Here is a 13,797-nt window from a genome sequence, read left to right on the forward strand (position 1 = left end):
GCATGAGTACGAAAGTGATCAGCCTGGTTTCCATCGGTGCCCACCCCAGCTCCGGCCGCGCTCGCCGCGCCGAGCAGGATGCACGCGCCGTGGAGCTGGGTTTGCAGCTGGCTGGGGATAACTTACAGGTGGTGCATGCCGGCGACCCACGGGAAGAGGCGCTGCGCGCCTACCTGGGAATGGGTCTGGGCCATCTGGATGTGCTGGAGCAGCCGGCTGGTGCCGACGTGCTGGGCGTGCTCGGGGATTACCTGCGCGATGCCGGGGCACAGCTGGTGCTGACCGGCAGCCAGGCCGAGACCGGCGAAGGGTCGGGCATGTTGCCGTTCCTGCTGGCCGAAAAGCTCGGCTGGCCACTGATTGTGGGGTTGGCTGAAGTGGAGTCGATCGACAACGGCACCGCCCAGGTATTGCAGGCGCTGCCGCGCGGTCAGCGGCGTCGGCTGAAAGTGCGCCTGCCGTTGCTGGCGACTGTGGATAACGCCGCGCCCAAGCCGCGCCAGAGTGCTTTCGGGCCGGCGCGTCGGGGTGTGTTGGCGGCACGCAACGTGGCTATCGTCGAAGACGAACTGCTGGCCGAAGCCGAACTGCAGCCCGCCCGCCCACGGCCCAAGCGGCTTAAGGTGATCAAGGCCAAGAGCGGTGCCGACCGGATGAAGGCGGCGACGGCCAAGGCCAGTGGCGGCGGTGGCAAGGTGTTGAAGGACGTTTCTCCACAGGAAGGCGCCGAGGCCATCCTCAAGCTGCTGGTGGAAGAGGGCGTGCTGCGCTAGAGCCTCACGCGGTCCCGGTGTAGGAGCGGCCTTGCGTCGCGATGGGCTGCGCAGCAGCCCCCGGCAATCTTGACTCGTAGTCGAGATACTGGGGCCGCGCTGCGGCCCATCGCGACACAAGGCCGCTCCTACATTCCATACACAGCCTCGATCGGGCGCTTTTGCCCACCAAATCTGTTCGCCAAGGTGTGGATAAAGTGTTGGCGCATGGCCGCAGCCCTTGTATGACGGGGCCTCCAAGATTATGGTCAAAAAACAACCAGTCTTATCCCTGCCTTCGCATGCAACGCGCGGCAGTACCCTCCTGATTTTGCCCACAATCGCTGTTAGCCGGTCTGTGGATAATCTGTTCGGTAGCGCCTGTAAGCCACATAGTTAAAGGCTTTGACAGGTTTGTTCAGAAAGTGATCAATCTCGCCATAATCCTGCTCGATCCTTGATAATCATGGTCGTGAGTGGCTTATCCACAATCCGATTGCACAAACTGCATCAGTTGCTCACAAACTCTGTTGGTGTTTCTGTGGACAAGGTGTAAGAAGTCCGCTGTAGCCCAATATCCACGCCATCTTGGCCGGTCTGATCAAACAATGATCAGTGGTCTGCCTGATATTTTTGCCAGTACGCAAACCTGGCGTCCGTCGTTACCCTGTCCACACGCGATCAGTGTGAGTCAACCATGGCGGCATCCCTGTTGAATATCGATCGGCAGCACTCTGTACTGGGCGTGCTTTCCTTGGGTCCGCGTGCTTACTCACCCTATGGCTTCCTTAGCGGTTCCCTGGGTTCAGGGCTGGCTTTTTGTGGCCAATACCAAGATCCGTTGACGCATAATTATCTGTTGGGCAGTGGCCATCGCTCCTACAGCCCGGGCCTGATGCGGTTCATCACGCCGGATTCGCTTAGCCCATTCTCCAAGGGCGGCATCAATGGATACGCCTATTGTGAGGGAGACCCGATTAACAGGCACGATTCAACGGGCCGCGTTTGGCAGTGGATACCTCCACTGGCTCAGGCCGCCTCTAGTGTTTCAACAGGACTCGGCGCGGTTAACCGCAGGTCGCTTGCTGTGGTTAGACAGCGGATTCAGAGGATGAACGGGGAGTTACCCGACCAGGAACTTGTGCGCGCACAGCTTGCAGACTCGCTCCAGTTTTATTCCTCTATCCCTATGGGGGCTGGTGCCAATCTCGCCCGAAATACCCTCAATGCACCTGTGTCGCCGGCAGATCCACTGGTCAGTCAGCTTGTCTGGACCGGAGCTGGGGGAAGTTCTGGCGTTGCCATAGGCACCAATTTAAACGGCTATTCGGTGTATCAAACATGGACGCAACTCGCAGATCGACATGGCATCAACCGGTGGAGCGTGGTGGCCGAGGCCATAGGGCAAGTCTTGCTCCCACCTTTCGTCAGGAGGGGGAGTTTGCAGGCGGGGCAATGGGCAGCGGAAGCGCTCGGTAGCGGAATAGCCGGGGCCTACCGTGTGCCGGGGAGGGTGATGGCCAAGGTACATAGCGATGATGGAGGAGAAGTTCTGGGAGCTGTCCGTGTCGTTAGACGGAGTTGATGCTATTAGCGCCCCTTACTGAAACGCAGGTGTGTCGTGCCTCGTCATACCGGACGAGGCACGGCATCATCGTTTACTGCGCCTGAACTTCCTTCAGATACGCCGCCGGCTCCGCCCCCAGGTTGTTCAGCAAGCGCTGGCTGTACCAGTCAATGAAGTTGACCACGCCAAACTCGTAGGTTTTCGAGTATGGCCCAGGCTGGTAAGCGGTGGAGTTGATACCACGCTGGTTTTCCTCGGCCAGGCGACGGTCCTGGTCGTTGGTGGCGTCCCACACCTTGCGCATGTTCTCGGGGTTGTAGTCCACACCCTCCACGGCATCCTTGTGCACCAGCCACTTGGTAGTGACCATGGTTTCCTGGGCGCTGATCGGCCACACGGTGAACACGATCATGTGGTCGCCCATGCAGTGGTTCCAGGAGTGCGGCAGGTGCAGGATGCGCATCGAGCCCAGGTCCGGGTTCTGGATACGACCCATCAGCTTCTGGCAGGCCTGCTTGCCGTCCATGGTCATCGACACGGTGCCCTTGAGCAGTGGCATGCGCACGATACGGTTACGCAGGCCATGGCTCTTGTGCAGGTACGGGATCTTCTCGGCTTCCCAGGCGGCAGCGGAGGCGGCCACGTGGTCCTTGAATTCCTGGCTGGCGCGCGGGTCGTTGGTGTCGTCCCATTCCAGCAGGGTTTGCAGCAGCTCCGGGTGCGAACCGTTGCAGTGGTAGCACTCGCGGTTGTTTTCCAGCACCAGCTTCCAGTTGGCCTTTTCCATCAAGGTGGTCTGTACCGCCACCTTGGTGTTTTCCATGTCGTACGGTTCCATGTAGTGGTCCAGGGTGGCCAGGAACTCGTCGATGGCAGGCGGGTTTTCCGCCAGGCTGATGAAGATGTAGCCGCCGGCGACCTTCACGTTCACAGGCTTCAGGCCATACTGGTTCATGTCGAAGTCGGCACCCATTTCGGTACCGGCGAACAGCAGGCGGCCGTCCAGCTCGTAGGTCCACTGGTGGTACGGGCAGACCAGCTTGGCCACCTTGCCCTTGTCGCTGACGCACAGGCGCGAACCGCGGTGGCGGCAGACGTTGTGGAAGGCGTGCACCTTACCTTCGGCGCCACGCACCACAATGATCGGGTTCTTGCCGATCTGCAGGGTGATGTAGTTGCCCTTGGCCGGGATCTCGCAGGTCATGCCGGCGATCAGCCACTCCTTGTGGAAGATCTCCTGCATGTCGATCTGGAACAGACGCTCGTCGGTGTAGAAAGGCTGGGGCAGCGAGTAGGTGCGCTCGCGGGTCTGCAGCATCTCGGCGGTAGCCTTGCGTGCAGGTTCCAGTGGATCGCCCAGGCTCAGGGTTGCGGTGACGTCCATCGTGTATTCCTCGGGGCCGTGTGCGGCCGGCAAAAGGTGGCTAATCGTTGTTGTGGTGCCGCAAGGCTGCTTATCAAGAAACAGCTGGTTGTTTTGCCGTGGAGTGTGCGTCCGAAGGCGTCATGAACCGTATCCATGGGCGACATGGCCGATTTGAATTACGACGCGCCAGCCCTTGCAGCGCGGGGCTGGTCGCGATAAGCACGCCGATGTCGCTGGCAGGAATGTACGTCGTCTTCAGCTTGCGCATTATCCAAGCCATAAAAAGGCCAATAGTCGGCTGCTGGAGATGAACATGTCCGATACCTTCCTCAATCCGGTCACTACCCAGACCTGGGCCAACGGCCGCCACATCGTGCGCTGCGTCAAGGTCATCCAGGAGACCTGGGACGTGCGCACGTTCTGCTTCATGGCCGATCAGCCGATCATGTTCTTCTTCAAGCCGGGGCAGTTCGTCACCCTGGAGCTGGAGATCGAAGGCAAGCCGGTGATGCGTTCCTACACCATCTCCAGTTCACCGTCGGTGCCCTACAGCTTCTCGATCACCGTCAAGCGTGTACCGGGCGGCCTGGTGTCCAACTTCCTCCACGACACCATGCACGAAGGCGCCGAGCTGCCGGTGCACGGTCCGGTGGGGCTGTTCAACGCTATCGATTTCCCGGCGCAGAAGGTGCTTTACCTCTCGGGCGGTGTCGGGATCACCCCGGTCATGTCGATGGCGCGCTGGTTCTACGACACCAACGGCAATGTCGACATGGTGTTCGTGCACAGCGCCCGTTCGCCGAAGGACATCATCTACCACCGCGAGCTGGAGCAGATGGCCTCGCGCATCCCCAATTTCAGCCTGCACATCATTTGTGAAAAGCATGGCCTGGGTGAGCCGTGGGCGGGTTATCGCGGTTACCTCAACCAGCGCCTGATGGAGCTGATTGCGCCGGACTACATGGACCGCGTGGTGTTCTGCTGCGGCCCGACGCCATACATGACTGCGGTCAAGCGCATGCTCGAAGCGGTCGGCTTCGACATGAAGAACTATCACGAGGAATCGTTCGGCGCGACGCCGCCCGAGGCCAAGGCCGATGCGGTGGAGCATGCCGAACAGGCTGCCGACGCGCCGGAACTGGATGCGGCCGATCTCAACCTGGTGGAGTTCATCGGCAGCGAGAAGAGCATCCGCATCGCCCCGGGCGAGACCGTGCACGCGGCGGCGGCCAAGGTTGGCCTGATGATCCCGAAAGCCTGCGGCATGGGCATTTGCGGCACCTGCAAGGTGCTCAAGCTGGGCGGCGAAGTGGAGATGGAGCACAACGGCGGCATTACCGAAGAGGACGAAGCCGAGGGCTATATCCTGTCGTGCTGCAGCGTGCCGAAAGGGGATGTGCGGATCGATTACTGATCTGAAATTGCAGGGGGGCTGCTTTGCAGCCCATCGCCGGCAAGCGCGGCTCCCACAGGTACTGCGCTTGCGGTCGGTGTGGGAGCCGCGCTTGCCGGCGATGGGCCGCAAAGCGGCCCCAGCTTCTTCAGGTGCGGAAACGGGCTACGAGGCCGTTGAGGTCTACAGCAAGGCGCGACAACTCCGCACTCGCCGCACTGGTCTGATGCGCCCCGGTAGCACTCTGCACCGACAGGTCATTGATGTTCACCAGGTTGCGATCCACTTCCCGCGCCACCTGCGCCTGCTCTTCCGCCGCGCTGGCAATCACCAGGTTACGCTCGTTGATCTGCGCCACCGCCCCGGCAATGGTGTCCAGCGCCATGCCTGCGCCACGGGCAATGTTCAGGGTGGATTCGGCGCGCTCGGTGCTGGTGCGCATCGATTCCACCGCTTCTTCCGTACCGCCCTGGATACTGCCGATCATCCGCTCGATCTCGCTGGTCGACTGCTGGGTACGATGAGCCAGCGCCCGCACCTCATCCGCCACCACGGCAAAGCCACGGCCCGCCTCACCGGCACGTGCCGCCTCGATCGCGGCGTTCAGCGCCAGCAGGTTGGTCTGGTCGGCCAGGCCACGGATCACGTCCAGCACCTTGCCGATATCGCGCGACTGTTCGGCCAGGTGAGTGATCAGTTTGGCAGTGGCCTGCACATCGCCACTCATGCGCTCGATGGCACCCACGGTCTCCATCACCAGGTCACGTCCATCACCGGTGGAGCGGCTGGCTTCACTGGACGCTTCCGAGGTGCTCACGGCATTGCGCGCCACTTCTTCCACAGCGCTGGTCATTTCAGTTACCGCAGTGGCAGCCTGCTCGATCTCGTTGTTCTGCTGCTGCAGGCCACGGGCACTTTCGTCGGTGACGGCATTCAACTCTTCGGCCGCCGAGGCCAACTGGGTGGCGGAGCCGGCGATCTGTTGCAGGGTATCGCGCAGCTTGTCCTGCATGCGGGCCATGGCACGCAGCAGGCGGGCGGCTTCGTCGGTGCCTTCGGCGCGGATGACGTGGGTCAGGTCACCGTCGGCGACCTGTTCGGCGCTTTTGAGGGCTTCTTCGATCGGCTTGACGATACTGCGGGTCAGCAGCAAGGCGCAGACGAACGTCAGCACGGTGGCGGCGACCAGCAGGCCGATCACCAGGGCGAAGGCAGCGTCGTACTGGTTGGCGGCCTTCTCGTTGGTGGCGCGGGTCTGGTCCGTGTTGATGCGCACCAGAGTGTCCATGACCTTGTTGATCTGTTCGGAGTTGGCGAGCAGGTCGCGGTTGAGCAGGTCGCGCAGTTCGTCGGTGCGGTCGGCCTGGCTCAGGCTGCGCATGCGCGACTCAAGTTGGCGGTACTGGTTGAGCAACTGGCCGTACTGGTCGAACGCAGCCTGTTCGTCGGCGGCGCCGATCAACGGCAGGTAGGCCTGGCGTGCACGGTCGATCTGGCTGTTGCGCTCGTCCAGCAGGCTCAGGGTCTCGCGCTGGGTCGCCGGCTCGCGGTTGAGCAGCAGACGGTAGGAGAGGGTGCGCATGCGCAGGTTCAGGGCGGTGAGTTCGTCGAGGATCTTGATGCTGGGCACGCTGACCTGTTCGATGACGACGCCAGCCTGGCGGATGTTGCCCATCTGGATGAGGGAGAAGATGCCGAGGCCAAGCATCAGCAGGCCGATGAGCACGAAGCCGAGCAGCGCGCGCGGGGCGATGTTCATATTACGTAGAGACATGAAGGGACGATCCAGGCAAAGGAAAAAGGGTGCGCAAAGTGCGACAGAACATGACTTGCCGGGCTATCGGTTGTGACTGCTCAGTCTTGAGTGCCGTTGGCGAAAATTGTGAGGTTGCTAACCTTTTCCTGACCGGCGGTTGACCCATGTCGGAACAAGGGGGTGGTTCCTCTGTCAATCTGCGGGTTAGACACCTTGTGAATCCGATATTTAATGGCGATGGGCCGCACTTTTCTTTATCGTGTGCGCCCCTCGCAACAACCTGAGATAGACCCATGCTGGAAGCTTCCCTGAACCAAATCGAGCAACTGGTCAGCGACCTGATGCAGAAGAACGCTCAACTCACCGAGCAGAACACCGCCCTCGGCCAGGAATTGGCCCAGGCCAAGGAAGAGAACGAAACCCTGCAGCTGTCGCTGATGGAGCAGGAAGAGAAGAACGGCAGCACCGCCGCACGCCTGCAGGCCCTGCTCGAGCGCGCCAACGCCGGCGTCGTAGGCGCATGACACTGCGAGCGCAGCCGATCAATGTCGTGTCGATCCTCGGCAACGACTATTCGATCAAGGCGCCTGAAGGCCAGGAAGCGACCCTGGCCCAGGCGGTGCAGATGCTCAACACCGCCCTGGCCCAGACCAAGCGTCAGTACCCGACCCTGATCGGCGACAAGCTGCTGGTGCTGGCCGCGCTGAACCTGTGTTCGCGGCAGATCGAACTGCAGGATGAGCACCGCAAGACGCTGGAGCGTACCCAGGCGCAGATCGACGCCACGGTGGACGCCATCGTGCGGACCATAGCCGAACAATAAGGCCTGATGCCGAGCCCCCCTGTGGGAGCGGGCGACCCCGCGAACACCGGCGCAGCCGGTGCCAGCCACCGCGTTGAATTCTTCGCGGGCATGCCCGCTCCCACAGGATCAGCGCTGTTGTTCTAGATCACTGGATTAACTGGATACGTAAGTGTATACACTTTCCGCAAAACAATAATTATGCGGGGAGTAGAGGCATGCGTATCTGGCGCAAGAGCATCCAGTGGCAGTTGATCACCAGCATGGGTGCCGCCCTGCTGGCGAGCATCCTGGTGGTGGTCATCATTTTCACGGTGGCGCTCAACCGCCTCACCGAACGCTACCTGGTCGATACCGCGCTGCCCGCCAGCATCGAGGCCATCCGCAACGACATCGAGCGCATGCTCGGCCAGCCGCTGGTGGCGGCGGCGGATATTGCCGGCAACACCCTGCTGCGCGACTGGCTTGCCGCCGGTGAAGATCCCGCCCAGGCCGCTCCATTCATCGAATACCTGACCGCCGCCAAGCAGCGCAACCAGGCCTTCACCACCTTGTTCGTCTCGACCGAAACCGGCCACTACTACAACGAGAATGGACTGGACCGTACCCTCAGCCGCAGCAATCCCAAGGACAAATGGTTCTACGGCTACATCGACAGCGGTGCCGAACGCCTGATCAACATCGACATCGACGGTGCCACCGGCGAGCTCGCGCTGTTCATCGACTATCGCGTGGAAAAGAACGGCCAACTGGTCGGTGTGGCTGGCATGGGCCTGCGCATGACCGAACTGTCGAAGCTGATTCATGACTTCAAATTTGGCGAGCACGGCAAGGTGTTCCTGGTGCGTAACGATGGCCTGATCCAGGTTCATCCGGACGCTGCCTTCAGCGGCAAACGCCAGCTCACCGAACAGCTCGGCGCGGATGCCGCCAAGGCGCTGATGACCGGCGGCGAAGGCCTGCGCAGCAGCCGCTTCAGCCGTGACGGCGAAAGCTACCTGGCGCTCGGCCTGCCCCTGCGCGACCTCAACTGGACCCTGGTGGCCGAGGTGCCGGAGGAGGAAATCTACGCGCCAATGCACCAGGCGGTATGGCTGACCAGCCTGATCGGTGGTGCCGTGGCCCTGGTATCGCTGCTGCTGGTGGTGCTGCTGGCGCGTGGCCTGGTGCGGCCGATCCGCCGCGTTACAGCGGCGCTGGTGCAGATTGGCAGCGGCGCGGGTGACCTCAGCCACCGGCTGGACGATTCACGCCAGGACGAACTGGGCGACCTGGCGCGTGGCTTCAACCGCTTCCTCGACAGCCAGCGCCGGTTGATCGGTGAGGTATTGCACACTTCCGAGCGGCTGCATCTGGCGGTCGAGCAGGTGACACAGGTGGTGGACAACACCGCCGAGCGTTCCGGGCGCCAGCAGGAAATGACCGAAATGGTCGCTACCGCCGTGCACGAAATGGGTTTGACCGTGCAGGACATTGCTCGCAATGCCGGCGATGCGGCCCAGGCCTCGCAGTCGGCGAGGGACGAAGCCCTGCAGGCGCGTGAAGTGGTGCAACGCTCGATCCGCGGTATCGAGGGGATGTCGGGTGATATCGGCAAGGCGGCCGATGCAGTAAGCCAGCTGGCCGATGAAGTGGCCTCGATCGACGAAGTTCTGGCGGTTATTCGTAGCATTTCCGAGCAAACCAACCTGCTGGCGCTGAATGCTGCCATCGAAGCGGCAAGGGCAGGAGAGATGGGCCGTGGGTTTGCCGTGGTGGCCGATGAGGTGCGTACTTTGGCTCGGCGCACGCAGCTGTCCACCGACGAAGTGCAGCAGATGATCCAGCGCTTGAAGCAGGGCGCAGGTTCGGCTGTGAGTTCGATGCAGGCGGGGCAGCAGGCGACGGGTAGCGGGGTGGAGTCGAGCCAGCGCACCGGGGCGTCATTGGGGGCGATCACTGAGCAGGTGGAGCACATCAGCGACATGAACCACCAGGTGGCTACTGCGACCGAAGAGCAGTCGGCGGTGACCGAGGAGATCAACCGTACGGTGCAGGGGATTTCCGACCTGGCGCGGGAGACCGCGGCGGAGGTGCAGGGCTGTCGCGAGGAGTGCCAGGCGCTGCGTGGCTTGGCTGATGACCTGGCGCGGCAGATGGGTGGGTTCAGGCTTTAGATCCGTGTTGGCTTCTTCGCGGGCTTGCCCGCTCCCACAGGTACTGCACAGCTCTCGACGGCTGCGATATTCCTGTGGGAGCGGGCATGCCCGCGAATGCGGCCTGTCAGGCGCCGATGATGGCGCGGATATCCGCCGCCAGTTCGCGCACTCGCTCTTCCTCGGTATCCCACGAGCACATGAACCGCGCCCCGCCACTGCCAATAAAGGTATAGAACCGCCACCCTCTGCCGCGCAGCGCCTCGATCGCGTGTTCCGGCATCTGCAGGAACACCCCGTTGGCCTCAACCGGGAACATCAGCTCCACCCCCGGCAAGTCACTCACCAGCGAGGCGAGCAACTGCGCGCAATGGTTGGCATGCGCGCCATGGCGCAGCCAGGCGCCATCTTCCAGCAGGCCCACCCAAGGCGCCGACAGGAAGCGCATCTTCGATGCCAGCTGCCCGGCCTGCTTGCAGCGGTAGTCGAAGTCCTCGGCCAGTTGGCGATTGAAGAACAGGATCGCCTCGCCCACCGCCATGCCGTTCTTGGTGCCGCCAAAGCACAGCACATCGACGCCGGCCTTCCAGGTCAGCTCTGCCGGGCTGCAGCCCAGGAACGAACAGGCATTGCTGAAGCGGGCGCCGTCCATGTGCAGGTTCAGCCCCAGCTCCTTGCAGGTGGCGCTGATCGCTTTCAGCTCGTCGGGGCGATAGACGGTGCCCACCTCGGTGGCCTGGGTAATGGTCACCACCCGTGGCTTGGGGTAGTGGATGTCCTGGCGCTTCAGCGCCACTTCGCGGATCGACTGCGGTGTCAGCTTGCCGTTGACGCTGGGCGCGGTCAGCAGTTTGGAACCGTTGGAGAAGAATTCCGGCGCACCGCATTCGTCGGTTTCGACATGGGCGGTCTCGGAGCAGATCACGCTGTGGTAGCTCTGGCACAGCGAGGCAAGGGCCAGGGAGTTGGCGGCGGTGCCGTTGAAGGCGAAGAACACCTCGCAGTCGGTTTCGAACAGCTTGCGGAAGTATTCCGCGGCGCGTTCGGTCCACTGGTCGTCGCCGTAGGCGCGGTCGTGGCCATGGTTGGCCTTTTCCATTGCTGCCCAGGCTTCGGGGCAGATGCCGGAATAGTTGTCGCTGGCGAATTGTTGGCTCTTATCTGTCATGACACTGTCCTGTGAACGACGCAGAACAGCACTCTAAACCATCGATTCAGCAGTTGCCTATACAAGCGGTGCATCGGCGACTTCAGCGGTGCCTGTACTGGCCCTATCGCCGGCAAGCCGGCTCCCACAGGTACTCCACAGGGCTTGAGAACAGTGTCATTCCTGTGGGAGCCGGCTTGCCGGCGATGAGGCCAGAGAGGCCAGTGCAAAACGAATGTCGTAAACGCGCCATTGCAAGGCGTGCGCAGGCATCTGACCCGCCCCGGCCAGTCATAACATCGCCACAAAGGGCCACAGTGCCCCACGACAAAAAATGATCGCTGCCGGGAGATACACGATGTTCAGCAAGCAAGACCAGATCCAGGGTTACGACGATGCACTGCTGGCGGCGATGAATGCCGAAGAACAGCGCCAGGAAGACCACATCGAGCTGATCGCCTCGGAAAACTACACCTCCAAGCGCGTGATGCAGGCCCAAGGCAGCGGCCTGACCAACAAGTACGCCGAAGGCTACCCGGGCAAGCGCTACTACGGTGGCTGCGAGCACGTGGACAAGGTAGAAGCCCTGGCCATCGAGCGCGCCAAGCAGCTGTTCGGTGCCGACTATGCCAACGTCCAGCCGCACTCCGGCTCCTCGGCCAACGGTGCCGTCTACCTGGCCCTGCTGCAGGCTGGTGACACCATCCTCGGCATGAGCCTGGCCCACGGCGGCCACCTGACCCACGGCGCCAAGGTGTCGTCCTCGGGCAAGCTGTACAACGCTGTGCAATACGGCATCGACACCAACACCGGCCTGATCGACTACGACGAAGTCGAGCGCCTGGCGGTCGAGCACAAGCCGAAAATGATCGTTGCCGGCTTCTCGGCCTACTCCAAGACCCTCGACTTCCCACGCTTCCGCGCCATCGCCGACAAGGTCGGTGCGCTGCTGTTCGTCGACATGGCCCACGTAGCCGGCCTGGTTGCCGCTGGCCTGTACCCGAACCCGATCCCGTTCGCCGATGTGGTTACCACCACCACCCACAAGACGCTGCGCGGCCCACGTGGCGGCCTGATCCTGGCCAAGTCGAACGAAGAGATCGAGAAGAAACTGAACGCCGCGGTGTTCCCTGGCGCCCAGGGCGGCCCGCTGATGCACGTTATCGCCGCCAAGGCCGTGTGCTTCAAGGAAGCGCTGGAGCCTGAATTCAAGGCCTATCAGCAACAAGTGATCGAAAACGCCCAGGCCATGGCCCAGGTGTTCATCGACCGCGGCTACGACGTGGTTTCCGGTGGCACCGACAACCACCTGTTCCTGGTCAGCCTGATCCGCCAGGGCCTCACCGGCAAAGATGCCGACGCCGCCCTGGGCCGCGCGCACATCACCGTCAACAAGAACGCCGTGCCGAATGACCCGCAGTCGCCATTCGTCACCTCGGGCCTGCGCATCGGCACCCCGGCTGTCACCACCCGCGGCTTCAAGGTCGCTCAGTGCGTGGCCCTGGCCGGCTGGATCTGCGACATCCTCGACAACCTCGGTGACGCAGACGTCGAAGCCGATGTGGCGAAGAACGTCGCGGCCCTGTGCGCAGATTTCCCTGTTTACCGCTGAGTGGAGTCACACACCATGCAACGTTACTCGGGCTTCGGCCTTTTCAAGCACTCCCTCAGCCACCACGAGAACTGGCAGCGCATGTGGCGCACGCCAACCCCTAAAAAGGTCTACGACGTGGTTATCGTCGGCGGTGGCGGCCATGGCCTGGCCACGGCCTACTACCTGGCCAAGGAACACGGCATCACCAACGTTGCCGTGATCGAGAAGGGTTACCTGGGCGGCGGCAACACCGCCCGTAACACCACCATCGTGCGTTCCAACTACCTGTGGGACGAGTCGGCGCACCTGTACGAGCACGCCATGAAGCTGTGGGAGGGCCTGTCCCAGGACCTCAACTACAACGTGATGTTCTCCCAGCGCGGCGTGTACAACCTGTGCCACACCCTGCAGGACATGCGTGACTCCGAGCGCCGGGTCAGCGCCAACCGCCTGAACGGCGTGGATGGCGAGCTGCTCAACACCGCCCAGGTCGCGGCCGAGATCCCGTACCTGGATTGCTCGAAGAACACCCGCTACCCGATCCTCGGTGCCACCGTGCAGCGCCGTGGCGGCGTGGCGCGTCACGACGCCGTGGCCTGGGGCTTCGCCCGTGCCGCCGACGCCCTGGGCGTGGACCTGATCCAGCAGACCGAAGTGATCGGCTTCCGCAAGGAAAACGGCGCGGTCATCGGTGTGGAAACCAACAAAGGCTTCATCGGCGCCAAGCGCGTCGGCGTGGTTACCGCCGGTAACTCCGGGCACATGGCCAAGCTGGCCGGCTTCCGCCTGCCGCTGGAATCGCACCCGCTGCAAGCACTGGTTTCCGAGCCGATCAAGCCGATCATCGACAGCGTGATCATGTCCAACGCCGTGCACGGCTACATCAGCCAGTCCGACAAGGGCGACCTGGTGATCGGTGCCGGTATCGACGGCTGGGTCGGCTACGGCCAGCGCGGTTCGTACCCGGTGATCGAGCACACCCTGCAGGCCATCGTCGAGATGTTCCCCAACCTCTCGCGCGTGCGCATGAACCGCCAGTGGGGCGGCATCGTCGATACCTCGCCGGACGCTTGCCCGATCATCACCAAAACCCCGGTCAAGAACATGTTCTTCAACTGCGGTTGGGGTACTGGCGGCTTCAAGGCGACCCCGGGTTCGGGCAACGTCTTCGCCGCGAGCCTGGCCAAGGGCGAAATGCACCCACTGGCCGCGCCGTTCTCCATGGACCGTTTCTACAACGGCGCACTGATCGACGAACACGGCGCCGCCGCCGTCGCCCACTAAC

The 13,797-nt window shown here is 62.5% G+C and carries 11 protein-coding genes and 1 pseudogene; 9 read left to right on the forward strand and 3 right to left on the reverse strand.

Going from position 1 to position 13,797, the window contains the following annotated elements:
* Positions 1–2 precede the first annotated feature (2 nt).
* Together CAG34_RS16570 and CAG34_RS16575 are read left to right on the forward strand one after the other, a co-directional pair.
* On the forward strand, positions 3–773 hold the full coding sequence (locus CAG34_RS16570; protein ID WP_085591307.1) for an electron transfer flavoprotein subunit beta: 771 nt from the start codon (positions 3–5) through the stop codon (positions 771–773).
* A 676-nt stretch (positions 774–1,449) separates the two neighbouring features.
* Positions 1,450–2,337, forward strand: coding sequence for an RHS repeat-associated core domain-containing protein (locus CAG34_RS16575; protein ID WP_085591309.1), 888 nt, complete (start codon positions 1,450–1,452; stop codon positions 2,335–2,337).
* Between the two features lie 73 nt (positions 2,338–2,410).
* Here the strand turns inward: CAG34_RS16575 and gbcA are convergent, their stop codons facing one another.
* Positions 2,411–3,703, reverse strand: coding sequence for a glycine-betaine demethylase subunit GbcA (gene gbcA, locus CAG34_RS16580; RefSeq protein WP_013970512.1), 1,293 nt, complete (start codon positions 3,701–3,703; stop codon positions 2,411–2,413).
* 295 nt (positions 3,704–3,998) lie between these two features.
* On the opposite strand from gbcA, the gene gbcB reads away from it, so the two are divergent.
* Complete coding sequence (gbcB, locus tag CAG34_RS16590; RefSeq protein ID WP_015268654.1) at positions 3,999–5,099, forward strand: glycine-betaine demethylase subunit GbcB; 1,101 nt, start codon at positions 3,999–4,001, stop codon at positions 5,097–5,099.
* Between the two features lie 127 nt (positions 5,100–5,226).
* Here the strand turns inward: gbcB and CAG34_RS16595 are convergent, their stop codons facing one another.
* Positions 5,227–6,852, reverse strand: a complete 1,626-nt coding sequence (locus CAG34_RS16595; protein WP_085591311.1) for a methyl-accepting chemotaxis protein — start codon at positions 6,850–6,852, stop codon at positions 5,227–5,229.
* A gap of 275 nt (positions 6,853–7,127) precedes the next feature.
* On the opposite strand from CAG34_RS16595, the gene CAG34_RS16600 reads away from it, so the two are divergent.
* The 4 genes and pseudogenes from CAG34_RS16600 (at position 7,128) to CAG34_RS29495 (ending at position 9,792) form a co-directional block, all read left to right on the forward strand.
* A complete protein-coding gene (locus tag CAG34_RS16600) occupies positions 7,128–7,358 on the forward strand; it encodes a hypothetical protein (protein WP_025337390.1) in 231 nt (76 codons plus the stop codon).
* Positions 7,355–7,657, forward strand: a complete 303-nt coding sequence (locus CAG34_RS16605; RefSeq protein ID WP_003257516.1) for a cell division protein ZapA — start codon at positions 7,355–7,357, stop codon at positions 7,655–7,657. The genes CAG34_RS16600 and CAG34_RS16605 overlap by 4 nt, the downstream gene beginning before the upstream one ends.
* 242 nt (positions 7,658–7,899) lie before the next feature.
* A pseudogene (locus tag CAG34_RS29490) lies at positions 7,900–8,928 on the forward strand (cache domain-containing protein); the annotation flags it as partial.
* Between the two features lie 135 nt (positions 8,929–9,063).
* On the forward strand, positions 9,064–9,792 hold the full coding sequence (locus CAG34_RS29495) for a methyl-accepting chemotaxis protein (RefSeq protein WP_371858049.1): 729 nt from the start codon (positions 9,064–9,066) through the stop codon (positions 9,790–9,792).
* A gap of 106 nt (positions 9,793–9,898) precedes the next feature.
* Here the strand turns inward: CAG34_RS29495 and CAG34_RS16615 are convergent, their stop codons facing one another.
* Positions 9,899–10,939, reverse strand: a complete 1,041-nt coding sequence (locus CAG34_RS16615; RefSeq protein ID WP_025337393.1) for a low specificity L-threonine aldolase — start codon at positions 10,937–10,939, stop codon at positions 9,899–9,901.
* 337 nt (positions 10,940–11,276) lie between these two features.
* Here CAG34_RS16615 and CAG34_RS16625 point away from each other — a divergent pair, with 337 nt between their 5' ends.
* Both CAG34_RS16625 and CAG34_RS16630 read left to right on the forward strand, forming a co-directional pair.
* Entirely contained in the window at positions 11,277–12,530 is a 1,254-nt protein-coding gene (locus CAG34_RS16625) for a serine hydroxymethyltransferase (RefSeq protein ID WP_025337394.1), read from the forward strand.
* 15 nt (positions 12,531–12,545) lie between these two features.
* A complete protein-coding gene (locus CAG34_RS16630) occupies positions 12,546–13,796 on the forward strand; it encodes a sarcosine oxidase subunit beta family protein (protein WP_003255680.1) in 1,251 nt (416 codons plus the stop codon).
* Position 13,797: the final 1 nt, after the last annotated feature.

Origin of the sequence: Pseudomonas sp. B14(2017) (assembly GCF_002113255.1) — a bacterium.
In the GTDB taxonomy this organism is placed as follows: Bacteria; Pseudomonadota; Gammaproteobacteria; order Pseudomonadales; family Pseudomonadaceae; genus Aquipseudomonas; species Aquipseudomonas putida_Z.